The 25,485-nt window shown below is 70.9% G+C and carries 27 protein-coding genes; 12 read left to right on the top strand and 15 right to left on the bottom strand.

Features of this window, described 5'->3' with window-relative positions; genetic code table 11:
• Positions 1-76 precede the first annotated feature (76 nt).
• Positions 77-469, top strand: a complete 393-nt coding sequence (locus tag AC07RM_RS26495; protein ID WP_495336468.1) for a VOC family protein — start codon at positions 77-79, stop codon at positions 467-469.
• On the opposite strand, the gene AC07RM_RS26490 is transcribed toward AC07RM_RS26495, so the two are convergent.
• Positions 470-1,873 (bottom strand): aminotransferase-like domain-containing protein, encoded by a 1,404-nt coding sequence (locus AC07RM_RS26490; RefSeq protein ID WP_093341244.1) that lies wholly within the window; start codon positions 1,871-1,873, stop codon positions 470-472. It lies immediately after the preceding gene.
• A gap of 381 nt (positions 1,874-2,254) precedes the next feature.
• Here AC07RM_RS26490 and AC07RM_RS26485 point away from each other — a divergent pair, with 381 nt between their 5' ends.
• From AC07RM_RS26485 to AC07RM_RS26450, 8 genes are all read left to right on the top strand, one after another.
• The gene (locus tag AC07RM_RS26485; RefSeq protein ID WP_057594427.1) at positions 2,255-2,737 is read left to right on the top strand and encodes an MSMEG_0572/Sll0783 family nitrogen starvation response protein; all 483 of its coding nucleotides are present in this window, start codon (positions 2,255-2,257) and stop codon (positions 2,735-2,737) included.
• Positions 2,738-2,880: 143 nt separating this feature from the next.
• On the top strand, positions 2,881-3,960 hold the full coding sequence (locus tag AC07RM_RS26480) for a Nit6803 family nitrilase (protein ID WP_495336467.1): 1,080 nt from the start codon (positions 2,881-2,883) through the stop codon (positions 3,958-3,960).
• The gene (locus AC07RM_RS26475) at positions 3,923-4,993 is read left to right on the top strand and encodes an MSMEG_0568 family radical SAM protein (RefSeq protein WP_495336577.1); all 1,071 of its coding nucleotides are present in this window, start codon (positions 3,923-3,925) and stop codon (positions 4,991-4,993) included. The genes AC07RM_RS26480 and AC07RM_RS26475 overlap by 38 nt, the downstream gene beginning before the upstream one ends.
• 1 nt (position 4,994) lies before the next feature.
• Positions 4,995-5,555: an MSMEG_0567/Sll0786 family nitrogen starvation N-acetyltransferase gene (locus AC07RM_RS26470; RefSeq protein WP_495336466.1), complete on the top strand. Its 561-nt coding sequence runs from the start codon at positions 4,995-4,997 to the stop codon at positions 5,553-5,555.
• Positions 5,552-6,565, top strand: coding sequence for a sll0787 family AIR synthase-like protein (locus AC07RM_RS26465; RefSeq protein WP_495336465.1), 1,014 nt, complete (start codon positions 5,552-5,554; stop codon positions 6,563-6,565). Before AC07RM_RS26470 ends, AC07RM_RS26465 begins: the two co-directional genes overlap by 4 nt.
• On the top strand, positions 6,558-7,778 hold the full coding sequence (locus AC07RM_RS26460) for an MSMEG_0565 family glycosyltransferase (RefSeq protein WP_495336464.1): 1,221 nt from the start codon (positions 6,558-6,560) through the stop codon (positions 7,776-7,778). Before AC07RM_RS26465 ends, AC07RM_RS26460 begins: the two co-directional genes overlap by 8 nt.
• On the top strand, positions 7,769-8,047 hold the full coding sequence (locus AC07RM_RS26455) for an MSMEG_0570 family nitrogen starvation response protein (RefSeq protein ID WP_495336463.1): 279 nt from the start codon (positions 7,769-7,771) through the stop codon (positions 8,045-8,047). The genes AC07RM_RS26460 and AC07RM_RS26455 overlap by 10 nt, the downstream gene beginning before the upstream one ends.
• Positions 8,048-8,084: 37 nt before the next feature.
• Entirely contained in the window at positions 8,085-9,410 is a 1,326-nt protein-coding gene (locus tag AC07RM_RS26450) for an MSMEG_0569 family flavin-dependent oxidoreductase (RefSeq protein WP_495336462.1), read from the top strand.
• An 11-nt stretch (positions 9,411-9,421) separates the two neighbouring features.
• On the opposite strand, the gene AC07RM_RS26445 is transcribed toward AC07RM_RS26450, so the two are convergent.
• The 3 genes from AC07RM_RS26445 to AC07RM_RS26435 all read right to left on the bottom strand — a co-directional run bounded on the left by AC07RM_RS26445 (position 9,422) and on the right by AC07RM_RS26435 (position 12,191).
• On the bottom strand, positions 9,422-10,195 hold the full coding sequence (locus AC07RM_RS26445; protein ID WP_495336460.1) for a sulfite exporter TauE/SafE family protein: 774 nt from the start codon (positions 10,193-10,195) through the stop codon (positions 9,422-9,424).
• A gap of 88 nt (positions 10,196-10,283) precedes the next feature.
• Positions 10,284-11,183, bottom strand: coding sequence for a LysR family transcriptional regulator (locus tag AC07RM_RS26440; RefSeq protein WP_495336459.1), 900 nt, complete (start codon positions 11,181-11,183; stop codon positions 10,284-10,286).
• A gap of 27 nt (positions 11,184-11,210) precedes the next feature.
• Positions 11,211-12,191: a LysR family transcriptional regulator gene (locus AC07RM_RS26435; RefSeq protein ID WP_495336458.1), complete on the bottom strand. Its 981-nt coding sequence runs from the start codon at positions 12,189-12,191 to the stop codon at positions 11,211-11,213.
• Positions 12,192-12,313: 122 nt separating this feature from the next.
• Between AC07RM_RS26435 and AC07RM_RS26430 the strand changes: the two genes are divergently transcribed.
• Positions 12,314-13,543, top strand: a complete 1,230-nt coding sequence (locus AC07RM_RS26430; RefSeq protein WP_495336457.1) for an MFS transporter — start codon at positions 12,314-12,316, stop codon at positions 13,541-13,543.
• A 16-nt stretch (positions 13,544-13,559) separates the two neighbouring features.
• Here AC07RM_RS26430 and AC07RM_RS26425 read toward each other — a convergent pair whose 3' ends face one another.
• The 8 genes from AC07RM_RS26425 to AC07RM_RS26390 all read right to left on the bottom strand — a co-directional run bounded on the left by AC07RM_RS26425 (position 13,560) and on the right by AC07RM_RS26390 (position 20,844).
• A complete protein-coding gene (locus AC07RM_RS26425) occupies positions 13,560-14,363 on the bottom strand; it encodes a D-alanyl-D-alanine carboxypeptidase family protein (protein WP_495336456.1) in 804 nt (267 codons plus the stop codon).
• A gap of 73 nt (positions 14,364-14,436) precedes the next feature.
• Positions 14,437-14,796 carry a hypothetical protein gene (locus AC07RM_RS26420; RefSeq protein ID WP_093340782.1) on the bottom strand — a complete coding sequence of 120 codons (360 nt, stop codon included), beginning with the start codon at positions 14,794-14,796 and terminating at the stop codon, positions 14,437-14,439.
• Between the two features lie 97 nt (positions 14,797-14,893).
• Complete coding sequence (locus AC07RM_RS26415; protein ID WP_093340783.1) at positions 14,894-15,277, bottom strand: roadblock/LC7 domain-containing protein; 384 nt, start codon at positions 15,275-15,277, stop codon at positions 14,894-14,896.
• Between the two features lie 32 nt (positions 15,278-15,309).
• Complete coding sequence (locus tag AC07RM_RS26410) at positions 15,310-15,828, bottom strand: GTP-binding protein (RefSeq protein ID WP_093340785.1); 519 nt, start codon at positions 15,826-15,828, stop codon at positions 15,310-15,312.
• A 46-nt stretch (positions 15,829-15,874) separates the two neighbouring features.
• Positions 15,875-16,612 (bottom strand): hypothetical protein, encoded by a 738-nt coding sequence (locus AC07RM_RS26405; RefSeq protein ID WP_495336455.1) that lies wholly within the window; start codon positions 16,610-16,612, stop codon positions 15,875-15,877.
• Positions 16,613-16,888: 276 nt separating this feature from the next.
• Positions 16,889-18,208, bottom strand: coding sequence for an Nramp family divalent metal transporter (locus tag AC07RM_RS26400; protein ID WP_495336454.1), 1,320 nt, complete (start codon positions 18,206-18,208; stop codon positions 16,889-16,891).
• Between the two features lie 116 nt (positions 18,209-18,324).
• The gene (locus AC07RM_RS26395) at positions 18,325-19,293 is read right to left on the bottom strand and encodes a DUF72 domain-containing protein (protein WP_495336453.1); all 969 of its coding nucleotides are present in this window, start codon (positions 19,291-19,293) and stop codon (positions 18,325-18,327) included.
• A gap of 228 nt (positions 19,294-19,521) precedes the next feature.
• On the bottom strand, positions 19,522-20,844 hold the full coding sequence (locus tag AC07RM_RS26390; RefSeq protein ID WP_495336452.1) for an aspartate aminotransferase family protein: 1,323 nt from the start codon (positions 20,842-20,844) through the stop codon (positions 19,522-19,524).
• Between the two features lie 94 nt (positions 20,845-20,938).
• Between AC07RM_RS26390 and AC07RM_RS26385 the strand changes: the two genes are divergently transcribed.
• Positions 20,939-21,796 (top strand): LysR family transcriptional regulator, encoded by an 858-nt coding sequence (locus AC07RM_RS26385; RefSeq protein WP_495336451.1) that lies wholly within the window; start codon positions 20,939-20,941, stop codon positions 21,794-21,796.
• A gap of 89 nt (positions 21,797-21,885) precedes the next feature.
• Positions 21,886-22,080, top strand: a complete 195-nt coding sequence (locus AC07RM_RS26380; RefSeq protein WP_093340795.1) for a hypothetical protein — start codon at positions 21,886-21,888, stop codon at positions 22,078-22,080.
• A gap of 22 nt (positions 22,081-22,102) precedes the next feature.
• Here the strand turns inward: AC07RM_RS26380 and AC07RM_RS26375 are convergent, their stop codons facing one another.
• From AC07RM_RS26375 to AC07RM_RS26365, 3 genes are all read right to left on the bottom strand, one after another.
• A complete protein-coding gene (locus tag AC07RM_RS26375; protein ID WP_398498509.1) occupies positions 22,103-22,687 on the bottom strand; it encodes a TetR/AcrR family transcriptional regulator in 585 nt (194 codons plus the stop codon).
• Positions 22,688-22,760: 73 nt separating this feature from the next.
• A complete protein-coding gene (locus tag AC07RM_RS26370; protein ID WP_495336450.1) occupies positions 22,761-24,026 on the bottom strand; it encodes a glutamate carboxypeptidase in 1,266 nt (421 codons plus the stop codon).
• Between the two features lie 203 nt (positions 24,027-24,229).
• Positions 24,230-25,300, bottom strand: a complete 1,071-nt coding sequence (locus tag AC07RM_RS26365) for a hypothetical protein (protein ID WP_495336449.1) — start codon at positions 25,298-25,300, stop codon at positions 24,230-24,232.
• Between the last annotated feature and the right edge of the window lie 185 nt (positions 25,301-25,485).

Raw genomic sequence — 25,485 nt, 5'->3', positions numbered from 1 at the left:
CGCCGTAACAACCGGCCGGGATAGCGCGGCCTTTGAGGCACGATAGCCGTCCCCCTCGCTTCCCGGGCCTGCCGCCATGCTTTCCCACGTATTCCTCGGCGTGAGCGACTTCGAGCGCGCCTTCGGCTTCCATGCCGCCCTCATGGCCGAGCTCGGCCATGTGCTGCGCTTTCGCGACGACAGCCGCCCCTGGGCCGGCTGGCAGCGCCCCGACGCGCCGCGCCCGCTGTTCCTGATCGGCGCGCCCTTCGACGGCCAGGAGCCGGCGGTGGGCAACGGCCAGATGGTCGCGCTGCTGGCGGCCGACCGTGCCACGGTCGACCGCGTCCATGCCGTGGCGCTGGCCCACGGCGGGCGTTGCGAAGGCCCGCCCGGGCTGCGCCCGCACTACCACGCCAACTACTACGGCGCCTACTTCCGCGATCCCGACGGCAACAAGCTCTGCGTCTGCTGCCACGACCCTGCATAGCTAGAAGGCTCTTTCCTGCACCGTCGCGTGCGGATGCAGCGGATGCGTCAGCGTGTCCGCGATCAGCCGCAGCGCGTCGTCGCACTCCTCGCGCGACATCGGGCCGCCGAGGCAGATGCGCACCGCGTCGGGCGGATCGCCGTCGGTCGAGAAGGCCGCGCTGGCGACCACGCCCACGTTGCGCGTGCGCAGGAAGGAGGCGAACTCGACCGGGCTCCAGCCCGGCGTGAGCGGCAGCCAGGCATGAAAGCCCTCGGGATGGGCCTGCAGCCCGTGGCCGCCGAGGTGGCGCGCGGCCAGCAGCTGGCGCGCGGCCGATTCGGCGCGCACCGCCTGCAGCATGGCGTCGGCCGTGCCGTCCTCGACCCACATCGTGGTCAGCGCATTGGTGACCGGCGAGGCCATCACCGTGGTGGCGCGCAGGGCACCCGCGAGCCGCTGCGACTGGCGCGCGGTCGGCGCGCAGACGTAGGCGCTGCGCAGCCCCGCGCCGAAGCACTTGGAGAAGCCGGTGACGTAGTAGGTCAGCGCGGGCGCCAGCGTGGCGAGCGTGGGCGGCATCTGGCGCGGCAGCATGCCGTAGGCGTCGTCCTCGATGATCGGCACGGCGTAGCGCAGCGCCACGTCGGCCAGCGCCTCGCGCCGCGCGCGGCTCACGGTGCCGGTGGTGGGGTTGAGCAGGGTCGGGTTGCAGTACAGCGCCTTGGGCTTCAGGGTCTTGCAGGCGTGCTCGAAGGCATCGGCGATCGGGCCGTCGTCGTCGAGCTGCAGCGCATGCAGCTGCACGCCGAGCTGGGCCGCGATGGCCTTGATGCCCGGATAGGTCAGCGACTCCACGCACACCAGTTCGCCGGGCCGCGCGAGCTGCGAGATCAGCGCGGTCAGCACGCCGTGGATGCCGGGGCACACGAGGATGCGGTCGACGCCGGCCTCGGGCACGTGCGGGCGCAGCCACTGCATCGCGGCCTCGCGGTCGTGCACCGTGCCGCCGAAGTCCTGGTAGCGCAGCAGGTCGTAGAGGTCGGCCTGCGCGAAGGCCTGCGCGGCGCCCTCGTGCATGCGCGCCACCAGGTGCTCGTCGCGCGGCTCGGGCGGCATGTTCATCGTCATCTCGGCGCCGCTGCCGCCGCGCAGCCGCAGGCTCGGGCTGCCGGTGCGGATGAAGGTGCCGGTGCCCGCGCGCGAGTCGATCAGCCCGCGCTTGCGCGCCTCGGCATAGCCGCGCGCCACGGTCGTGTAGTTGAGCTGCAGGTCCGCCGCCAGCTCGCGCAGCGTGGGCAGCCGGTCGCGCGCGCCGAGCCGGCCGGTGCGGATGTCGTCGGCGATCAGGTCGGCCAGCAGCAGGTAGGCCGGCTTGGCGCTGGCGCGCAGCTGCTTGCGCCAGTGCAGCGTGATGGGGGCGATCGGGGCGGTGTCGGTGGCGGCCACTTGATTGCATCCATTGATTGCATCGGGAGACCGATCAACCCGCAGGAAACGTGCCCGTCCCCCGGGGGCTCCGAGGGCCAGCGATGCCTCGAACGGGTGCGATCAACCCCATTGATCGGGTGCATTGATCGCACGCCGAACGCTTCGCCACGGTGCGGCCCGGCCCGCCGCGAACGCCGCGCGACGCGTCCGCGGCACCCGCGCGGAAATTTTTTCGCGCCCGCATGCGGCACCGCTGCGCCTTGATCGCAACTTGATTGCATCGCGGGCCCCGCGCCTTGGCACATGGCATGCGAAGAAGAAGGCGCGCAGACGCTGCTGCGTTCCTCTCCTTCATCCCTTTCACCGGAGTACCCCATGCCCACCGTGACCCGTCCCCGCAACGAAAAAGGCGAGTTCCTCGTCGACTACGAAGAGAAGGTGTTCGAAGACGTGAAGGCCGAGCCCGGCGAGAAGGCGCTCGTGACCTTCCACACCGTGGCCTTCGAAGGCTCGATCGGCTTCGTCAACCTGCTGCAGGCCACGCGCCTCAAGCGCAAGGGCTTCGAGACCTCGATCCTTCTCTACGGCCCCGGTGTCACGCTGGGCGTGCAGCGCGGCTTCCCGACCCTGGGCGACGAGGCCTTCCCGGGCCACCAGAACTTCAACAAGCAGATCGCCACCTTCATCGCCGAGGGCGGCAAGGTCTACGCCTGCCGCTTCGCGCTGCAGGCGCTCTACGGCCATGGCGAGGGCGCGCTGATCGAGGGCATCAAGCCGATCAACCCGCTCGACGTGCTCGACCTGATCCTGCTGCACCGCAAGCAGAACGCCTTCATCCTCGACACCTGGACGCTGTGATGCCCACCCCCGTTGCTTGCTCACTTCGTGTAGCCGCCTCCCCCCTCAAGGGGGCAACACCAGCGGCCCGGCAAAGCCGGTTCCGCGGTGTTTCCCGAACGGGCCTCGCTGCGCTCGCCGCGGCATCGTGCTGAGGTGCGGCGATGGGGACCTCCAATTCTTCCCGCATCGTCCGCGCCGCGGCGATCCAGATCGCGCCGGACTTCGACCGTCCCGACGGCACGCTCGATCGGGTGTGCAGCGCGATCGACGAGGCCGCTTCGAAGGGCGCGCAGCTCGCGGTCTTCCCCGAGACCTTCGTGCCCTACTACCCCTACTTCAGCTTCGTGCTGCCGCCGGTGCTGCAGGGCGCGCCGCACCTGCTGCTGGCCGAGCGCGCGGTGGTGGTGCCCGGCCCGGTCACGCAGGCCGTGGCCGAGCGGGCGCGCGCCCGCGGCGTGGTGGTGGTGCTCGGCGTGAACGAGCGCGACCACGGCAGCCTTTACAACACGCAGCTGGTATTCGACGCCGACGGCACGCTCGCGCTCAAGCGCCGCAAGATCACGCCGACCTACCACGAGCGCATGGTCTGGGGCCAGGGCGATGGCGCCGGGCTCAAGGTGGTCGACACCGCCATCGGCCGCGTCGGCGCGCTGGCCTGCTGGGAGCACTACAACCCGCTGGCGCGCTACAGCCTGATGGCGCAGCACGAGGAGATCCACTGCGCGCAGTTCCCAGGCTCGCTGGTGGGCCCGATCTTCGCCGAGCAGATGGAGGTGACGATCCGCCACCACGCGCTCGAGTCGGGCTGCTTCGTGGTCAACGCCACCGGCTGGCTCAGCGACGAGCAGATCCGCAGCGTCACGCCCGACCCGAACCTGCAGAAGGCGCTGCGCGGCGGCTGCCACACCGCCATCGTCTCGCCCGAGGGCCGGCATCTCGCGCCGCCGCTCACCGAGGGCGAAGGCATGGTGATCGCCGACCTCGACATGGCGCTGATCGCCAAGCGCAAGCGAATGATGGATTCGGTCGGCCACTACGCGCGCCCCGAGCTGCTCTCGCTCGCCATCGACGACCGGCCCGCGGCCACCACCGTGCCGATGCACACCCTTTCTTCCCACCCACGGAGCCCCGACCATGACGACGACCGCCGCCCTCGCACCGAATCCCGCACCGAATTCCGCGCCGGTGGACAGCCGCCAGCTGATGACGGAGCTCCAGTCCTTCGGGTTGCGGCTGGTTGATCCCGGCGCGGGCGCCGCCAGCCGCCGCGGCGGCGCCGGCCCCTCGGACCACAAGGCCGTGCTGGTCGACGGCCACACGATCATGGTGCCGGTGCACACCGCGAGCGCCTGGCATTCGCCGTTCACGGCCGAGGCGCCGAACGCGCAGGGCGTGAGCCGCGTGATGCGCGGCAGCATCCCGATCGCGAACATCGCCTTTCCGCGCCAGCCGCGCTTCTATGCGATGCAGACCTTCGATGGCGTGCCCTATTCGCACATCGCCACCTTGCACGGCAGCGACGTGCTCGCCACCACCGTGCTGCAGACCTGCATCCGCTACGAGAGCCGGCGCAAGAGCTGCAAGTTCTGCGCGATCGGCCAGTCGCTCGCGGCCGGCCGCACCATCGCGCACAAGACGCCGCAGCAGCTCGCCGAGGTGGCGCGCGCGGCCGTGCTGCTCGACGGCGTGAAGCACATGGTGCTGACCACCGGCACGCCCAACGCCACTGACCGCGGCGCGGCCGTGCTGTGCGAGAGCGCCTTCGCGATCAAGGCCGCGGTCGACATCCCGATCCAGGGCCAGTGCGAGCCGCCCGACGACGACCGCTGGTTCCAGCGCATGAAGGCCGCGGGCATCGACACGCTGGGCATGCACCTGGAGGTGGTCACGCCCGATGTGCGCGAACGCATCATGCCGGGCAAGGCCAGCGTGCCGGTGTCGCGCTACATGAGCGCCTTCGAGGCCGCGGTGGCGGTGTTCGGCCGCGGCCAGGTCAGCACCTACATCCTCGCGGGCCTCGGCGATTCGCGCGAGGCCATCCTCTCGGTCTGCGACGAACTGCTCGCGCGCGGCGTCTACCCCTTCGTCGTGCCCTTCGTGCCGATCAGCGGCACGCCGCTCGAGGACCATCCCGCCCCCACGCCCGAGTTCATGAAGTCGCTGCTCGAGCCGCTGGGCCGACGCGTCGCGGCGGCCGGCCTGCGCTCGGCCGACATCAAGGCCGGCTGCGGCAAGTGCGGCGCCTGCTCGTCGCTGTCCGTCTACGAGGCCTGAGATGAAGACCGCCGAAGCCTGGAGCGAGCTGCCGCTGGCCTACGCGCCGGTCGAATACCTCGTGCGCGAGGCCTCCCAGCAATGGGAGCGCGACGAGGCGATGGCGCTGCGCCGCGCCGTGTTCTGCATCGAGCAGGGCATCTTCGCGCGCGACGACCGCGACGCGATCGACGACCATGCGCTGCTGCTGGTGGCGATGTCGTGCAACGCCGGCATGCCCGAGCAGGTGGTGGGCACGGTGCGCATCCATCGCGGCGCGGCCGCGGGTGAATGGTGGGGCTCGCGGCTCGCGGTGCACCCGGCCTTCCGCAGCCAGGGCCACCTGGGCGCGACGCTGATCCGGCTCGCGGTGTCGCGCGCCCATGCGCTGGGCTGCACGCTGTTCCTCGCGCAGGTGCAGCTGCAGAACGAGCCGCTGTTCCGCAAGCTCGGCTGGACCACGCTCGGCGAATGCGAGGTGCAGAGCCGCCCGCATGCGCGCATGCGCGCCGACCTCGGCTTCTATCCGCCCTGCCACGATCCGGTCAGCGGCTTCGTCACGCGCGCGAAGGTGCCGCGATGAGCCGCGCCGCCGAGATCGCCGAAGCGCTGCGCGCCACGCGCGGCTTCGCCCACAAGCGCGACATCAGCGAGGTGGTGGCCGCGCTGGGCCGCTCGCTGCCCGGCGGCCACGCGGCGCTCGCGCAGGCCGTGCCCGTGGGCGACGACTGCGCCGCCATTCCCGACGGCCGCGGCGGCTACCTGCTGTTCGCGATCGAGGGGCTGGTCGAGGACTTCATCGTGCGCATGCCCTGGTTCGCGGGCTACTGCGGCGTGATGGTCAACGTGAGCGACATCTACGCGATGGGCGGGCGCCCGACCGCGGTGGTCGACGCGCTGTGGAGCAGCGGCATGAACCCGGCCGACCAGGTGCTCGGCGGCATGGCCGAGGCCGCGGCGCGCTACGGCGTGCCGATCGTCGGCGGCCACAGCAACAACCGCAGCGAGCGGCCGCAGCTCGCGGTCGCGATCCTCGGCCATGCGCGCCGGCTGATCACGAGCTTCGATGCGCGGCCCGGCGACCTGCTGGTGATGGCGGCCGACCTGCGCGGCGCCTACGAGGAGCCCTTCCCCTACTGGAACGCCTCGACGCGCGCGCCGGCCGCGCGGCTGCGCGCCGACCTCGAGCTGCTGCCCGCGCTGGCCGAGGCCGGCCTGTGCCGCGCCGGCAAGGACATCAGCATGGCCGGCGCGGTCGGCACCGCGATGATGCTGCTCGAATGCTCGGGCGTGGGCGCCTCGATCGAGCTCGATGCGCTGCCGACGCCCGAGGGCGTGCCGCTGCTGCGCTGGCTGTCGTCGTTCCCGAGCTACGGCTTCGTGCTCAGCGTCGCGCCCGCGCAGCTAGCGCGCGTGCTCGCGCGCTTCGCGGCGCGCGACATCGCCTGCGGCGTGATCGGCACCGTGGACCCCAGCCGCACCGTGCGCCTGCGCGCCGATGGCGAGGAGGCCCTGCTGTGGGACTTCGGCCGCGATGCCTTCATCCAGCCGCCGGCGCCGTCCGCCCTGCGCGAGGAGGCCCGCCATGGCTGACGACGACCTCGAGCGCCCACTGCGCATCGGGATGCTGACGCATTCGGTCAACCCGCGCGGCGGCGTGGTCCACACGCTGGAACTCGCGCGTGCGCTGCACGAGGCCGGCCATGCCGTCACCGTGTTCGCGCCGGCCGCGCCGGGCCAGCGCTTCTTCCGCGAACCGCCCTGCCGCGCCGAGCTCGTGCCGGTGCACGGCACGCCGGCCGACACGGTGGCGATGGTGCGCACGCGCATCGCGGCCTTCGTCGACCACCTGGGCACGCTGCTCGAGCACGAGCGCTTCGACGTGCTCCACACCCACGACTCGATCGGCGGCAACGCGCTGGCGCGGCTGCAGGACATGGGCCGCATCGAGGGCTTCGTGCGCACGGTCCATCACCTCGACGACTTCGCCGATGCGCAGCTCGCGCACTGGCAGCACCAGGCCTTCGTCCGCGCGCGGCAGGTTTTCTGCGTGAGCCGGCTGTGGTGCGAGCATCTCGCTCGGCACCACGGGATCGCGGCGCAGGAGGTGGCGAACGGCATCGACACCGCGCGCTTCTCGCCGCGCATGCAGGCCGGCGACGCGGCGCTCGCGCGGCGGCTCGGGCTGCGCACCGGCGCGCCGGTGGTGCTGGCCGTCGGCGGCGTCGAGGAACGCAAGAACACGCTGCGCCTGCTCGAGGCCTTCGCACTGCTGCGGCAGCGCCCGGGCCAGGCCGATGCGCAATTGGTGATCGCGGGCGGCGCGAGCCTGCTCGACCACAGCGCCACCATGCAGGCCTTCGCCAGCGCGCTCGCGCGCCTCGGGCTGGCCGAAGGCCCGGACCGCGCCGTGCGGCTCACCGGGCCGCTGGCCGACGAGGACATTCCCGCGCTCTATCGCCTGGCCGACGTGGTCGCGATGCCCTCGCTGCGCGAAGGCTTCGGCCTGGTGGTGCTCGAAGGCCTGGCGAGCGGGCGGCCCGTGGTGGCCTCGCGCATCGCGCCCTTCACCGACTACCTCGCGCCCGAGGACGTGAGCTGGGCCGACCCGCTCGATGCGGGCTCGATCGCGCAGGCCTTGGCCGAGGCGCTCGCGCGGCGCGACGACGCGCGCATCGCGCGATCGGCGGCCCGGCTCGCGCGGCACTTCAGCTGGGCCGAGAGCGCGCAGCGGCACGTCGCTCTCTACCGCGAAGGCCTGCGCCGCCCCCACGCCATCGAGACGAGGACCGCCCCATGCCCGTGATGCATTTCCAGGTGCGCTGGCCCGATGCCAGCGAATCGCACTGCTACTCGCCCTCGCTGGTGGTGCGCGACTTCCTCGCGCCCGGCGAACGCTATGCGCTCGACGATTTCCTGCGGCGCACGCGCGAGGCGCTCGGCATCGCCTCCGAACGCGTGCGCGCGAAGTATGGCTTCGCCTGTTCGCAGGCGATGGACCAGCTCGCCGAGATCGAACGCATCGCCGCGCGCTTCGAGCCCGCCGCCGAAGTCACCGTGCTGGCCTTCGATTGACCTCCCCCTTGCGCCCCCATCGAGAAAGAGAGACCCCATGTCCCACCCCACCCATCCCGAGCATCCCTACGGCGGCCGCAGCCACTACAGCGTGGCGATCGTCGGCGGCGGCCAGGCCGGCCTGTCGCTGAGCCACTGCCTGCAGCAGCGCGGCATCGACCACCTCGTGATCGAGAAGCGCAGCCTGGTCCACAGCTGGCGCACGCAGCGCTGGGATTCGTTCTGCCTGGTCACGCCCAACTGGCAGTGCCAGCTGCCGGGCTGGTCCTACCAGGGCGACGATCCGCACGGCTTCATGGTCAAGGACCAGATCAATGACTGGCTCGCGGGCTTCGTGGCGCAGGTGAAGCCGCCCGCGCTCGAGGGCGTGACGGTGCAACGCGTGGTGCACGTGCCGCAAAGCGGCGAGCGCGGCCGCTACGAGGTGCAGACCGACGCCGGCCTCTACACCGCCGACCAGGTAGTGGTGGCCTCGGGCGGCTACCACAAGCCGATCGTGCCGCGGCTGGCCGAGAAGCTGCCGGCCTCGGTGGCGCAGTACCACTCGGCGCAGTACCGCAACCCCGCGCAGCTGCCCGAGGGCGCGGTGCTGGTGGTGGGCTGCGGCCAGTCGGGCGCGCAGATCGCCGAGGACCTGCACCTGGCCGGCCGCAAGGTCTACCTGGCCACGGGCGATGCGCCGCGCTGCGCGCGCTTCTACCGCGGCCGCGAGGTGGTCGACTGGCTGGCCGACATGCAGTACTACGACATGCCGGTCACCGCCCATCCGCTGCGCGAGGGCGTGCGCGACAACACCAACCACTACGTGACCGGCCGCGACGGCGGGCGCGACATCGACCTGCGGCGCTTCGCGCGCGAGGGCATGGAACTGTTCGGCCTGCTGACCGACCTGGACCAGGGCGTGCTGCAGTTCCAGCCCAACCTGCGCGAGCACCTCGACCATGCCGACCGCATCTACAACGGCATCAACGCCTCGATCGACAAGTTCATCGCCGCCAACGGCATCGAGGCGCCGCCGCCCTCGGTCTACGCGCCCGTGTGGGAGCCGGCCGAGGAACGCACCCGGCTCGATCTCGCGGCCGCGGGCATCACCAGCGTGCTGTGGTGCATCGGCTTCTCGCCCGACTTCGCCTGGGTCGACGCGCCGGTGTTCAACGGCCGCGGCCACCCGGTGCACCAGCGCGGCGTCACGCGCGAGCCGGGGCTGTACTTCCTCGGGCTGCCGTGGCTGCACACCTGGGGCTCGGGGCGTTTCTCGGGCGTGGCGCGCGACGCGGAATTCCTCGCCGAAGCGATCGCCGCGCGGCGCGCCGAGCTGCGCGCGGAACCCGAGGTCGCGCCGCCCCGGCTGCAGGCGGCCTGAGCGCACGGGTTTCAGCCCATCGCGTAGCGCACGATCAGGAAGGCGCCCGAGCACAGCACCGCGAGCGCGACCACGCGCAGGAACTGCTCGCGCGACAGCCGCAGCGTGATGCGCCGGCCCAGCGCGGTGCCCAGCAGCATCGCGGGCAGCAGCAGCACGGCGAGCGCGAGGATCGAGACCTCGGCATACACGCCCGCCACCAGGAACAGCAGCGCGCGCGTGAGCGTGCTGAGGCCGATCAGCGTGGACTGGGTGACGCGCACGCGTTCCTTTTCGTCGATGCGGCCCGCGAGATAGATCGCATAGATGAAGCCGCCGCTGCCGAACATGGCCGAGAAGATGCCGCCGACGAAGCCGAAGGGCACGGCCGCGCGCGCCGAGAGCCGCGCGACCGGCCGCCAGCCGCTGAGCGCATACAGCGCATAGGCGACCGCGAAGATGCCCAGCGCCAGCAGCATCGACTGCGGCCGTCCCAGCAGTAGCAGCGCGGCCCCCACGAGGCTGCCGAACGCCATCAGCGGCACCAGCCGGCGCAGCTCGGCGCGGTCGGCCGCGCCGGCATCGCGGCTCACGTTGATCACGGCCGCGACGAAATCGAGCAGCGCCAGCAGCGGCACGACCGTGGCCACCGGCACGAACTGCGCGAGCACCGGCCCGGCGACCAGCGCGGTGCCGAAGCCGGCGATGCCGAAGATCACGTAGGCCGCGACGATGCCGGCGCAGATGGCCAGCAGCTGCAGCGGCGTGAAGGGCAGCAGGTGCTGCAGGGACGACGAAAAGGTCATGGGCGCTCGCTTCGTGGGGGCGAACGCGAATCTAGGCGCTCGCGGCGCGCCGCGCCAATGCCGAATGCGACGCGCGGCGATCTCGAAATCAGATCGATGGCGCGAACGCGGCCTGCAGCGACTCGCGCAGCGCGAGCGCATGCCGCGGCCCGCCCTCGCGCCACAGCACCAGCACGCCGCTGCGGCAGCCCTCGCCGTCGAGCGGCAGCGCGCGCACGCCCGCGGGCGCCTGCGCGGCCATCGAGGCCGGCACGATCGCGAGGCCGAAGCCGGCCTGCACCAGCGCGAGCTGCGACCACTTGCGCGAGCGCACCTGCGCGCCCACGGGCTCGAAGCCCTCGGCGCGGCACAGCTCGGCCACCGCATGGCTGAGCCCGCCGCGCTCGCGGTGCGGCAGCGCGACGAAGGGCTCGGCGCGCAGCTCGGTGAGCCGCAGCCGCGCGCGCCCGGCCAGCGCATGCGCGGCGGGCAGCAGCACCACCAGCGGCTCGTCGAACAGCGGCGCATGGCCCACGCCCGGATGGCGGCGCAGCACCGGCGCGCGCGCGAGGCCGATGTCGGCGCGGCCCTCGGCGATGTCGAGCGCCTGGTGCTCGGACGAGGCCTGCGCGACCTCGATCGCCACGCCCGGACAGCGCAGCGCATGCGAGCGCAGCGCGCCGAGCAGCACCGGCGACAGCGGCACCGAGCTCGAATGCAGCAGCTGCACCGTGCCCTCGATGCCGCGTTGCGCCTGGCGCGCGCCCAGCGCGGCGGCATCGAGCGCGCGCAGGATCTGGCGCGCGTCGGCATACAACGAGCGGCCGGCCGGCGTCATCTCGAGCTGGCGCGTGCCGCGCTCGAGCAGCGGCACCTGCAGCTGCGTTTCCATCTCCTTGACCTGCCGGCTCAGCGCCGACTGCGCGATGTAGAGCCGCTCCGCCGCGAGGCTGAAGCTGCCGGCATCGACGATGTCGACGAAGTAGCGCAACTGCTTGTGGGTGAGCATGAAGTCCTCCGCCGGCGTCGCCGTGCCTCAGGCCACCACGCCCGCGAGCGAATCGGCCACGTCGATCGCGCGCGGCAGCGCGGCGCGCACCGCCTCGATGAAGTGCCGCAGCTTGGCCGACTGGAAGCGCGTCTGCGGATAGACCAGGTACACCGGCAGCGGCGGCGCCTGCCATTGCGGCACCAGCCGCAGCAGCCGGCCGCGCGCGATGTCGTCGTTGAGCAGCCAGGCCGAGCCCATGCAGGCGCCGAGCCCCAGCACGGCCGCGTTGCGCAGCGCGTAGAGGCCGTCGGTGCTCAGGCGCGGGCGGATCGGCACGCGGCATTCCTCGCCGGTCGTCACGTGCGAGAGCCGCAGCTCGGTGCGGTAGAAGGTGCGCAGTGCCAGCCAGGGCAGCGCCGCGAGCTCGGCGGCATGCGCGATCGGCGGCCGGCCTTCCATCAGCGCCGGCGCGGCGGCCACGATGCGCGGGATCTCCGACAGCTTGAGCGCCACCACCGAGGGGTCGTCGATCTCGCCGACCTGGATCGCGCAGTCGATGTTCTCGGTGATGAAGTCGGGGCGCCGGTCGTGCAGCAGCCATTCGACGTCCACGCGCGGTTGCTCGCGCAGGTAGCGGTGCAGCGGATGCATCAGCAGGTCCTGCCCGAGCGCATGCGGCGCGATCACGCGCAGCGTGCCCTCGGCCGCGCGGCCGGCGCCGCGCAGCTCGTCCTCGAAGGCGGCCCAGTCGGCCAGCAGCTCCTTCGCGCGCTCGAAGCAGCGCTCGCCGTCCTCGGTGAGCTTCATGCCATGGGTGGAGCGCCGCAGCAGGCGCAGGCCGAGCGAACGCTCGAGCGCCTGCAGCCGCCGGCTCACGGTGGGCTGGCTCATGCCGAGCTGGGCCGCGGCCGCCGACAGGCTGCCGGCTTCGACGATGCGCACGAAGGTCTGCATGAGCTCGACACGGTCGGCCGGGGCGCTGGCGACCGGAACGGCGGGCGTGGCGGGGGCGGAATTCGTTGCCATGGCGCGATTTTGCGCCTTGTATGCATCAGACGTATATACGTTGTTCGCCGCCGAGGACTACCGTTCGAGCGCTCAGCCCTGCAAACTCCGCGCACTTTCCGCCGAATCCAAGGGTAAATACCATGTCTTCCATTCAAGCAGCGCATGCGGGTACCGAACCGCTGGCGCCAGCCGCCCCGGCCCTGCCCGCCTCGCTGGTGCTGCTGCTCGCCAGCGGCGCCGGCTTCGCGGTGGCCGCCCTCTATTACAGCCAGCCGATGCTGGGCGTGCTCGCGGCCGACATCGGCGCGCCGACGCGCACGGTCGGCTTCGTGCCCACGCTGACCCAACTCGGCTATGCGCTGGGCATCCTGTTCCTGGCGCCGCTGGGCGACCGCTACGACCGGCGCCGCATCATCCTCGCCAAGGCGGCCGTGCTGTGCGTGGCATTGCTGCTCGCGGGCGCCTCGCCCTCGGTCGGCATGCTGCTGGCCGCGAGCCTGGCGATCGGGCTGGCCGCCACCATGGCGCAGGACATCGTGCCCGCCGCCGCCACGCTGGCGCCCGAGGCCAGCCGCGGCAAGACCGTGGGCACGGTGATGACCGGGCTGCTGTTCGGCATCCTGCTGTCGCGCGTGGTCAGCGGCTTCGTGGCCGAGCACTTCGGCTGGCGCACGATGTTCGTGGCCGCCGCCGCCAGCATCGCGCTGATCGGCGCGGCCGCCTGGCGCGGGCTGCCGCGCTTCAAGGCCACCACGCACCTGGCCTACGGCGCGCTGCTGCGCTCGCTCGCCACGCTGTGGCAGCGCCACGGCGCGCTGCGCCGCGCAGCCTGGGCGCAGGGCCTGATCTCGATCGGCTTCAGCGCCTTCTGGTCCACGCTGGCCGTGATGCTGCACGGCGAACCCTTCCACCTCGGCAGCACCGCGGCCGGCGCCTTCGGCCTGGCCGGCGCGGCCGGTGCGCTGGCCGCACCGCTCGCGGGCCGGCTGGCCGACCGCCGCGGCCCGGAACTGGTGACGCGGCTGGGCGCCGCGCTGGTGGTGGTCTCGTTCGCGGTGATGGCGCTCGCGCCGCTGATGGCGCCGGGCGCGCAGCTCGCGGTGATCGTGGTGGCGGTGGTCGGCTTCGACCTCGGCGTGCAGGCCACGCTGATCGCGCACCAGACCATCGTCTATGGCATCGAACCCGGCGCGCGCAGCCGGCTCAACGCGGTGCTGTTCACGGCCATGTTCATCGGCATGGCGATCGGCTCCGCGGTGGGTGCGCTGGCACTCGCGCAATGGGGCTGGGCCGCGGTGACGGCGCTGGCGATCGTCTCCTCGGCCGCGGCGCTGGCCGTGCGGCTGTGGCCGATGTCGGGCCGCGCCTGACAGCGAGCCGCCGCGCTCAGGCCGGCGCCGCCGCCGCCGGCATCGAGAACCCCTTGCGCAGCAGCGCCGCCGCGAGCCGGGCACAGACCACGCGGTCCGGCGCGCCGAGCACCACGGCCAGCAGGCGCCGGCCCTCGTGCGCCGCGGTGGCGATCTGGTGCGCGCCCGTCGCCGGCGAGAAGGCCGCGGCCAGGCCGTCGACACCGCGCACCGTGCCCAGCAGCAGGTTGACGTTGGGCAGCGCCTGCTCCCAGGGATCGAGCCGGGTCTTGCCCGCGATGGCCGCGAGCGCCGGATGCTCGTGCATCAGCCGCGCGGCCAGCCGCAGCACGTCGCCGGCATTGCTGCGCGCGCTCTCGTCCTGGCCCGCGGGGCAGGCGAAGCGGGTGTCGCGCAGGCCCCAGGCCGCGGCCTGCCGGTTCATGGCCTCGACGAAGGCCTCGGTGGTGCCGCTGTGCCAGGCGGCGAGCGCGAAGGCCGCGCTGTCGGACGAGGCGATCAGCACGGCTTCGAGCAGGCGCTGCACCGACAGCCGCACCATGGCCTCGGCGCCGACCGCGACCGGCGTGCGCTCGGCGCGGCGGTCACGCCGTTCGGCGACCAGCTTGCGCTCCACCAGCATCGCGGTCGCTAGCTTGGCGAGGCCGGCCGGCGGATAGCTGCCGGCCGCGGGCTCGTGGCCCAGCAGCCGGTCGGCCGCGAGGTCGTAGAGCGCCCAGCTCGCGGCCGGCGGCAGGGCCGGCGCGGCCTGTTCGAGGTCCGGCGGCAACTGGTCCGCTGCGACGATGCGGTACGGCGGGGCGGGGGGAAAGGGCTTCAATCGGCGGAGTCCGGCGTGGGGTCGGCGGCGTGGTGCGTGCCGCCGGCATTGTCCGTTGCCGACGCGCGCCGCGTCAGACCGCCAGGCTCTGCTCCACGTCCTGCGTCTTGCGGCGCGCGAGCGCGAGGTTCGACTTCGACTTGTCGAGCACCAGGTAGACGAACAGGCCTTCGTGCTTCTGCAGCGGGCGGATGATGTGGTACTGGCGGCCGAGAGTGATCAGGATGTCCTCGATCACGTCGTTCAGGCCGAGCGCGCGCATGGTCTTGTTCTTGGCGCGCACCACCTCGGTATTGCCCGCGGCCGCCACTTCGAGGTCCACGCCCGAGCCGACCTGACCCAGGATCATGCCGCTGCCGGAATCGACCAGCGCCGCGCACAGCGCGCCGTCGATCGTCATCAGTTCGTCCATGGATTGCTTGATATTTGCCATCGGTGTCTTTCGTAGTCCATCGCCCTGAGGATCGGCCGCCACCCGGGCGAGTGATGAGCGGCGGCCGGTTGGTAACAGTGAAGGGAAGGCCCGTGCCTCAGGCGCGCTGCAGCGCCAGCGTCGCCTGCTTGGCGAAGTACAGGACCTGGCCGATGACCGCGTCCTTGCCCGCGACCACGCTCACGATCAGGTCGGCCTCGTCGTGGCGCGCCTGCAGCATCAGGATGTGACCCAGCGCGGACTCGATGGCGACGTTCTCGCACTGGCCCAGGCCGCTCTCCTCGCCGGCCACCGCGCCGAGCGCGGCCAGCGAGCTCGCGATGGCCGACAGGCGCGCGACCTGCGCGGTGTTCTCCACGCGCGCGGCCAGCTCGAGGCCGTCCTCGGTCGAGATCACGACGGCCTTCACGCCCTTGATCTCGCGCATGAGCGTGTCGACGGCGGACTCGGCGGCGTCCTTGAGGCGGGGTGGGATGTTCATGTCGGAAGAGAAAGGAAAGAAAGGGGCGGCGCTCAGGCTTCGAGCTGGATCAGGAGCAGTTCGAGCAGCTGCACCACCTGCTGCGGATCGGTCACGTTGGCCGGCAGCACCGGGCACAGCACGCCCTTGTCCTGCATGCGCTGGGCATAGGCGTCGAGGCCGGGTTCGGGATGGGTCTCGGTGCGGCCCACCGCGACCACGCAGGCGGTCTGCTCGATGAGCTCGGCGAAGCCGTCGAGGTAGACCTCGAGATCGGCCAGCGGATCGGGCCGGCTGTTGTCGACCAGGATCACGAGGCCGAGCGCGCCGCGCGCGAGGATGCGCCACATGAAGTCGAAGCGCATCTGCCCGGGCGTGCCGTACAGGCGCAGCTTCTCGCCGTTGTCGAGCGTGAGCTCGCCGTAGTCCAGGCCGACGGTGGTGGTGGCCTTGGCGACCGAGGTGTCGCTGTTGCGCACCTCGGTGCTGACCGGCGGAATCTCGCTCACCGCCGCGATGGCGGTGGTCTTGCCGGCGCCCATGGTGCCGGTGAAAAGGATCTTGTGCTCCACGCTCAATCGGAATCGGTTGGGGTCATGCGGGGCGGATCGCGGCGCATCAGGCGCGCGATCCCGAGGACAGCAGCCCGAGGCGGCTGCGGATGCGCGCGAGCAGGCCGGGCTGCACGCCTTCGCGCGCGGGGGGCGGCGCCTCGCTGCCGGGATGCACCTGCGAATCGGGCCAGATCGATTCGGGCGCGCGCGAAGCAGCGCCGCCATGGCCCGCCACGAAGCCGGCGCGCTCGAGCGCGGCGATGAAGTCGGCGCACTCCTGCGCGCTGGCGTTCGAGCGCTGCTGCAGCGCCGCCAGCGTGGACGGGCGGCTGGCGAGCAGGGTCGCGAGCTTCATGCGCACGGGCGAGTCGAGCAGCGCGACCGAAGGCCAGCGCAGCAGCCGGTATTCCTCGCCGCGCGCGCCGCGTTCGGCCGACGCCGCGAGGCCGAGTTCGCGCGCATGGACCACCATCGCGCCGAGCCGGTTGAGCATGGCCTCGAGCGCATCGGCATGCAGCGGCAGCCGCAGGAAGGGGCCGCGCGGCGGCGGCGTGTCGCCGACCGTCAGCAGCGGCACGGGCGGCAGCGGCGAATCGGCCGCCTCGGCCGACAGCACCGCGGCCCGGTCGCCCACCACGCGCAGGTCGGCACCCTCGACCTGCCAGGCCCAGTGCTGGTGGGTGCGGTGGTCGAGCAGCCGCACCAGCGACTTGAAGAGCAGTTCGTCACGGGCCGGCAGCCCTTCGATGCTGAAGCTCAGCAGCGGCCGACGGTCGCGGGGCGAGGCGCTGAAACCGGTCATGCGTGGTCCGCGGAGGACCGGCGGTCGGCCGGCAGGCGATGCACCAAACTGGGGCTTTTTGGCGATCCGAATGGCAATTCAAGCGCTTCCATCGATGAAACATCCCCGGAAAGCCTCGCGGCCCGCCATTGATTGAATGCCTAAGTGTTAAATAGTGTTTCTCGCCAAAAATATAACACTCGTTGCAATTAAACACACTAGATTACAAAACCCGACTAAGTCCTACGGGAATCGGTGGGAGTGAGAACGGGGGCCCGGGCCGGGGGCGGGCAGCGCTCAGGACCGCAGGCTGGTCCAGAGAAAGGCCAGGGTCGCCAGCGCCATGACCGCGGTCGCGGCCCAGCCCAGCACCCGCCAGTGCAGCGGCAGCACCAGCTCGCCCATGAGGCGGCGGCTGCCGGCGGCCCACATGACGCCGACCATGATCGGCACCGACATCAGCGAATTGATCACCGCCGCCCACACCAGCGCTTTCATCGGATCGACGCCGCACAGGCTGATGCCGATGCCGCAGACCATGGCGGCCGCGAGGATGCCGTAGAAGGCCGGCGCCGCGCCGACCGGCTGCTCGAGCCCGCGGCGCACGCGCAGGAATTCGGCGCAGGCATAGGCGGCCGAACCGCCGAGCACCGGCAGCGCCAGCAGGCCCGTGCCGATGATCCCCAGCGCGAACAGCGCGAAGGCCGCGCTGCCCGCCACCGGGCGCAGGGCCTCGGCCGCCTGCGCGGTCGAGCTCACGTCGGTCTGGCCATGGGCATGCAGGGTGGCGGCCGAGGCCACGATCATCGAGAAGGCGATCGCGTTGGAGAAGCCCATGCCGACCCAGGTGTCGAGCCGCAGCCGGCGCAGTTGCGCGCGCGCCTGCGCGGGGTGGGTCCTGAGCGCATGGTCCTCGGGGATGCGTTCGATCTCCTCCACCTCCTGCGCCGCCTGCCAGAAGAACAGGTAGGGGCTGATCGTGGTGCCGAGGATCGCGACCACCATCTTGATGCTCTCGGCATCCCAGTGCATGCGCGGCACCAGCGCGCCCACGAGCGCGGCCCTCCAGTCGACGTGCGCCACCAGCGCCACGCCCATGTAGGCCAGCAGCGAGAGCGTGAGCCACTTGAGTACGCGCACGTAGCGGTGGTAGGGCAGCCAGGCCTGCAGCGCCAGCGACAGCAGGCCGAAGCCCAGCGCATAGAGCGCCTCGGGTCCGCCCAGGCCCAGCCGCGCGACCTCGGCCATGGCGCCGATGTCGGCCGCGAGGTTCACGACATTGGCAACCAGCAGCAGCACGACCGAGAGAAACACCACCGGGCGTGGCCACAGGGCGGCGAAGGCCGAGGTGAGCCCACGCCCCGTGGTGCGGCCGATGCGCGCGCTCGCGAGCTGGATGCCCACCATCAGCGGATAGGTCAGCAGCAGGGTCCAGCCCATGCCGTAGCCGAACTGCGCGCCGGCCTGGGTGTAGGTGGCGATGCCGCTGGGGTCGTCGTCGGCGGCGCCCGTGATGAGGCCCGGGCCGAGGCGGTTCAGGAAGCCGCGCTTGGCGGGAGGCTGCGCGCCTGCGCTGGCGCCGGCGCGGTCTTCGTCCTGCTCGTTCGGCCTCGGCATGTGCGCCTCGTCGGTGACCTCGGGACACCGAAAGTAGGGCGCGTCCTCCGCCCCTCCTGTAGGACGCTGCTGCAACCTGGATGCACTTGGCAGGCGAGCATGGCCGTGCGGGCGTCCTACGCCTTCTTCTTCCGCGCCGGCCGCAGCGAGATCCCCGGCGGCAGCGCGAAGCGGTCGCGCGCGCCCTCCTCCAGCCGTGCCGGCAGGCCGAGCGCCTGCGCCAGATGCGCCGCGTCGTAGGGCGCATGCACCTTGATGTCGTTGTCGAAGTAGCAGAACACCTCGCGCGCGCCCCGCGGTGCCGCCACCTTCGAGGCCCGCTTCGCGTCGCGCACCTGCCGTCCCTGGCGCCAGGCCGCGATGCGCCGGGCCCAGTGCGCGAGCGCCGGTTCGCCGTAGCCGCTCGCATAGAGTTTCTTGTCGCCATGCAGTCGCAGGTAGACGAAGTCGGCCGTGAGGTCCTCGAGCAGCGGCCAGCGGCCCGCCGTGTCGGCCACCACGAGCGCGATGCCGTGGCGGCGCAATTGCGCGATGAAGGCCGGGTCGACGAAGCTGGGGTCGCGCACCTCGACCGCATGCCGCAGGCGCCGCCGACCGCCGCCGTGCAGCCAGGTACGGCCCGCCACGTTGTCGTCGTGCTCGCGCGCCAGCTTCAGCGCGGCCGCGGTGGTGGCCGGCAGCAGCGAAAAGAAGGCCTCGAAGCGCTCGGGCTCCCAGGCCATGCGCGGCGGGAACTGCCACAGGATCGGCCCGAGCTTGTTGCCCAGCGCGAGCACTCCCGAGGCGAAGAAATTGGCGAGCGGCACCCGCACGTCGTTCAGGCGCCGCAGGTGGGTGATGTAGCGCGGCCCCTTGACCGCGAACACGAAGCCCGCGGGCGTGTCGTCGCGCCAGGCCTCGTACGACGAAGGCCGCTGCAGCGAATAGAAGGAACCGTTGATCTCGATGGTCGGCAGCACGCGTGAGGCGAAGGCGAGTTCCTGCCGCTGCGCGAGCCCGGCGGGATAGAACTTGCCGCGCCACGGCGCATAGCGCCAGCCGGAGATGCCGATGTGGACCGCCGGGTCCGCGGATGCCTTTGTCATGGGGCCATCCTGCGATGGCGCGTCGGGCGGGACGTAGGAAGACGGCAGGCGCCGGTTGTCGGCGCCGGCGCAATCCTGTGCGCCGTCCCGCGGAATTCGTGACGACCTCAGGCTCGAGGAACCGCTGCAAGCCAGCGGGTGCCGAAGCGCCCTCTACCAACGCCGAAAGACCGTCGAAGCCAGTATCGTTCGCGAAACTTAAGCCGGGCTGAAGGTCCGGGCGATCGCTCAGGAAGCCGGCTGCAAACGCACCGCCTTGGCGATGGCCTTGTCGAGCAGCTCGAGGCCGAGGTCGATCTCGCTGTCGCTGATCGTCAGCGGCGGCGCGATGCGGAACACGCCACCCATCGAGGGCAGCTTCACGATGTTCATGCTCAGGCCCAGCTTCATGCATTCGCGCGTGACGGCCTCGCCGAGTTCGAAGGCCGGCTCGCGCGTGTCGCGGCTCTTGACCACCTCGAGGCCGAGCAGCAGGCCGCGCCCGCGCACGTCGCCGATGCATTCGTGGCGCGACTGCAGCCGCCGCAGCCCCTGCTGCAGCCGCTCGCCCGCGACGCGCGCGCGCTCGACCAGCCCGTCGCGCTCGACCACCTCGAGCACCTTCAGGCCGACCGCCGCGGGCAGCGGGTCGGAGACGTGCGTGGTGTAGAACAGGAAGCCGCGCGCATGGGCCTCGTCCTCGATCGCGGCCGTGGTCACCATCGCGGCCAGCGGCAGGCCCGCGCCCAGGGTCTTCGACAGGGTCAGGATGTCGGGCGCCACGCCGTCGCGGTCGCACGCGAACATCAGGCCGGTGCGGCCCACGCCGGTCTGCGCCTCGTCCACGATCAGCAGCATGCCGCGCTCCTCGCACTTCTTCTTGAGCGCCGCCATGTAGCCCGGCGGCAGCTCGAGGATGCCGCCGCTGCTGAGGATGGGCTCGGCGATGAAGGCCGCGAGCGCGCCGGTCGACTGGCGGTCGATCTGCTCGAAGCCGTCGTCGAGTTCGCGGCGCCAGTCGAGCTCGCCCTCCTTCGTGGTGAAACGCGGCCGGTAGGCATTGGGCGCCGGGATCGCGAACGAGCCGGCCGCCGCCGGGCCGTAGCCCTTGCGGCCCGCGCTGTAGGTCGCGGCCGCCGCGCTGCCGGTCATGCCGTGCCACGACTGCGTGAAGGCCACCACCTCGTGGCCGCCGGTCACCAGCCTGGCCATGCGCAGCGCCGCTTCGTTCGATTCGGCGCCGGTGCTCAGCAGCAGGCAGCGTTCGAGCGCACCGGGCGCATGGCGCGCGATCTCGGCGGCCAATGCCACCACCGGGCGCGACAGCATGCCGCTGAACAGGTGGTCGAGCGTGCGCACGTGCTCCGACACCACCGAGACGATCTCGGGATGCGCATGCCCGAGCAGCGCGCTCATCTGGCCCGAGGTGAAGTCGAGGATGGCGCGGCCGTCGGCGTCGTAGACGAAACAGCCCTGCGCGCGCTCGATGATCAGCGGCTCGAAGCTGCCGCCGTAGCGCACGAGATGGCGCTGTGCCTGTTGCCAGAACTGGGGGTCGTCGTTCCTGCTCATGGGGTGCTTCCCGATCAAAATGCCCACGTTACGCGGCGCCCCGCGCGCGTGGAAGCGAATTGTTTTGAGATCAGCTATCAAGGGAACTCATGCCGTGAGCCAATCGCTGGACATCGACCTGCTGCGCAGCTTCGTCGCCATCGCCGAGACCGGCGTGCTGGGCCAGGCCGCCCTGCGCGTGGGCCGCACGCAATCGGCGCTGAGCATGCAGATGCAGAAGCTCGAGGGCATCGTCGAGCAACCGCTGCTGCACCGCACCGGCCGCGGCGTGACGCTCACCGCGACCGGCGAACGCCTGCTGGTGCGCGCCAACGAACTGCTGCGCCGGCACGACGAGGCGCTGGCCGAGCTGCGCGGCCGGCAGCTGTCGGGCGTGCTGCGCTTCAGCTGCCCCGACGACTACGCGGTCGTGTTCCTGCCCTACCTGCTGCAGGGCTTCGCGAGCCTGCATCCGGGCGTGCAGCTCGAGGTGATATGCGCGCCCACGCCGCGGCTGCACGAGCTGCTGGCGCGGCACGCGGTCGACCTCGCGCTGGTGTCGGTGGCCGCCGATGCCGCGGGCGCCGACCTGATCCGCCACGAACCGCTGGTGTGGGTGGCGCAGCGCGGCAGCGCCGCCGTCGCCCTCGCTCCGCTGCCGCTCGCGCTCGGCGCGCCTGATGCGCTCGACCACCTGCTGCCGCGGCGCGCGCTCGAGGCCGCGGGCCGCGCCTACCGGCTCGCCTATGCGAGCAGCAGCCTGTCGGGCCTGGTGGGCATGGCGCGCTCGGGCCAGGCCGTCACCGTGCTCACGCGCACGGCCGTTCCCGAGGACCTGCAGATCCTCGACGCGAGCGACGGCTTTCCCGAGCTGCCGAGCGTGGGCGTCACGCTGGCCCTGGCGCGCGAGGCACCGACCGCCCTGACCGCGGCATTCGCGGCGCATGTGAGGAAGTTTCTGCCCGCGGCTTGAAAGGTCTCCCCATCGATTTCGACCAAAATGGTTGAAGTCCAACCAAATTGGTTGAATAATCCGGTGCTCCGCCTTCAAGGAACACCGCATTGACCTTCCTCCACGCCACCCTGTCGATCCTCAAGCAGCACGGGAGAGCGCTCGCCGTGCTCGGTCTGGTGGTCGGCGGGCTGGTCGGGTTCGGCATGTCCTTCGCGGCCTTCATGCCCGAATTGCGCGTGTCGGTGAGCATGGGCTACGGCGTCTTCGCGCCGAAGCTCAGCGGACTGATCGGCGGCCTCTGAGGCGCCGGCCCGGCAAGAAAGACTAGGCGCGCTTGCGCGCCGGGCGCTGCGGCTTGCCGCCGTGGCCGAGCGCGTCCATGGCCGCTTCGATGATGGGCGTGCGCCATTCGCGCTGCAGCCCCACGTGGGCCGCGACCATCGCCGACGCGCCGAGGCCCGACAGCGCGCTCGTGACGCGCACGATGCGCTCCATGGTGGTGGCCTGCAGGTCGATGCCGAGAGCCTTGTAGACCATCAACGCCATCTCGGTCAGCGCGGGATCGGTGCCCTTGCCGTTGTCGGCGAGCCGGTTCGCGAGCGCCGACACGCCGGGCCATTCGTAGGTCTGGTCGACCGAGGCCTCGACCACCACCCGCTCGCGCGCCGCGCCCGGCGGCAGGTGCCCGACCGCATCGAGCAGCGCCTGCGCCTGGTCGCGGCAGGTCTGCAGCGCCGCATCGTAGATCGCCTGCTTGCTCGGGAAGTGATGCAATAGCCCGGCCTTCGAATAGTTGACCGCATCCGCGATCTGCTGGAGCGAGGTGTGGGCGAAGCCGTGCTTGGCGAACAGACCCGCGGCGCGGTCGATGATTTCGGCGTCGATCTGGGAGCGGGTGGGCTTGGGCATCGGCCTGCAGTCTATCGCAGGCGCTTACCGGATCGGTCGGTAATCGACTGAATCGGTAGACCTTGGTCCTCGCTCAGAGCCCTTGCCCGAGCTCCGAGACCAGGCGCGCCGACAGGTAGAGCCGGCGCGGGATGGCCGAGGCCAGCACGTACTCACCGGCATCGGCATGCTGGTTGCCGCCGGGCAGGCCCAGGTTCTCGAGTACCGGCTTGCCCGAGAGCGCGGCCCAGCCCGCGTCCGAGCCGCCGCCGGTGCGCACGTTGGCGGCCACCAGCTTCGCGCCCACTTCGGCGTAGATGGCGACGGCCTTGTTCATCACGCCCCGGGCGGCGTCCGTGGCGTTGTACGGCGGGATGAGGCGCGTCACCTGGAGATCGATGCGCGCCCCTTCGAGGCGCTTCTTCTGCGCACGCTCGGCGAGCGCGGCCTCCAGCAGCGGAAGATCCTCGTTGCGGCCATAGCGCATGTCGGCCGAGACGACCGTGAGGTCCGGAATGATGTTGGTGGCGCTGCCGCCCTTGATGGTCGTCCAGTTGAACAGCCGCTCCTGCTGCGGGTCCTGCAGGTCCTGGGTTCGCAGGATCAGGTCCGCGGCCTCGGTCATGGAATTCACCGCCGTCGGGGACGCGGCCCCCGCATGCGACGCCTTGCCGTGAACCCGTGCCTCCACGACCGCCACGCCCGAGGTGCCGGTGACGAAGAACTCCTGGCCCTCGTAGATGAAGCCGGTTTCGTACGACAGCACGATGTCGCTCTGCGCCGCGAGCTTCTGGATCAGTTCGTTCGACCCCAGCGAGCCCTTTTCCTCGTCGGTGTTGAACATCACGGTGATGGTGCCAAACTGCTGGAAGCTCTGCGCCTTCAACAAGGCCAGCGTGTGCAGGATGGTCGCGATGCCGCCCTTCGCATCGGCAATGCCGGCGCCGAGAACCTGGTCGCCATCGATGCGGAATGGCGCCTTGGCCAGCGAGCCGCGCACATAGACCGTGTCCATGTGCGCCATCATCAGGATGTGGCGACCGCCGCTGCCCTTGAATTGGCCGACGATGATGTCGCCAACCACGCCGCTGCTGGCGGGTGTCCTCGTGACCTCGGCACCGAGTGCCTTGAGACGCCCTTCGAGGTAATTGCCCATTTCGGGAATCCCGATGGCGTCATTGGTGCCGCTTTCGATATTGACCAATTCCTCCAGGGTCTTGAGCACCGCGGGCTGCTCGTCCTTGGTTCTTTGGTCCAATGTGCTGCTGTAGAAGAACGCGTTGGCGTTGCCGTCCGAACAGCCGCTGGTGACAATGCTCAACAGCAATGTCAAATGAAGAACAGTCGACCGAAATATCATCTATCTCCCCTTGATCAGAAAAAAGATTTGGAGTCACTTCAATAGCGGGGGCGATGCTATGAATGCGGCGAATCCGGGTCAATGTTTTTCCGATTTTGGAGAAATTATTCTTTACGCTATTTGTTCAATCGACTCCAAAGAATAATTCAACAACTCCGCAATTGGCATGCGCATTCGGAGTCCGGGCATGCCGATTCCCGCGCTCACAGTCGGGCGCCGAGCATTGCCGCGGAAATGGTGATCGCGACGATGGTTGCCGCCGCCAGCGCGATCCAGGCCCAGTGCCCTGCCCTCGCATCGCTCACGCCATGCCCCAGCAGAACGACGCGCAGGCCGCAGGCCAGGTGCCCGAGCAGCATGAACACCGCGATTGCGTAGTGGGGAATCAGCCGCACGCTCCATGCGTCGCCCGTGAGTCCGGCCGGTGCGCTCACGGCCCAGGCCCAATTGGTGTCGACACCGAAATGACGGGCCAGCACGAACACCGAGTTGACATGCGAGGCAATGAAGAAAGTCAGATAGATGCCCGAAGCCAGTTGCAGCACATCGAAGGGATTCGCCTTCCGGCGCGTCTTCGGCAACCACAGCGCCAGTCCCGACAGCAACTGGAACGCCATCGCGAGCAGCATCGCGGGCTCGACCCAGGCATGGCGATAGAGCTTGCGCAGTTGGAGCATCAGCGACTGGTGCGCCTGGTCGCCCAGCCAGGCGACGAGATGGTTGAACAGATGAGGCGCGAGGAAGACGACGATCAGCGCGGCCGCCGAGATGCCGTGGGTGACTCGCAATGCCGCGAGTCCGCGCGTGGCCTGCATGCCCGCCGGGGCACCGGCTTCATCGACGGCGTCCCCATCGGACCGCCGCGTGAGTTGCAGCATCGCGACCCATGCCGCCGCGGCCGTCCACAGGCCGGTCCAGACCGCCGCGTCCGCGCCATCGATCTTCATCAGGTACAGCAGCACCCCCATGAACGTGAACAGCGGCGGCGCCGCCACCGTGAGGTACGCGAAGCGGCGCGCGGTCAGCGATCGCGCCGTCGGATGTGGCGCGTGTCCCAGCCGCCACGCGAAAGCGAATCCCAAGGCGGTGACCGCAAAGGCCGATGCCATGGCGAGCACGGCGAGCACCGGACTGCCGTCCTGTGCATTGAAGCGTTGGTAGAACGCCGCGAGCAGATGCGGATACGCGAGCACCGCGGCAAATGGCGGCAGCCATGACCAGGCGAGATCCGAGCTGGAGGAGAAAAGAGCGGGACGATGAAGGGCGAGCGCCATGGCGGGGGGATCCGTCTGAAACGGTCATCGTAGGAGGCACGCCCGCGCAAATTGGCATGCTCCGATGCAATCCGATATCCAGCTTTGATCACCAATGCCCGGCCACCACGCGCCGATTGTGCGAACGCGCACCGACATCGGCGCTCCTACCTCCCATGATTCGCCGGCGCTCCTGCCGGCGAGGC

The sequence above is a fragment of the Variovorax sp. GW821-FHT09B05 genome (assembly GCF_059418265.1).
Note: the sequence above shows the minus strand (reverse complement) of the source record. Positions and strands in the feature narration are given on the sequence as shown.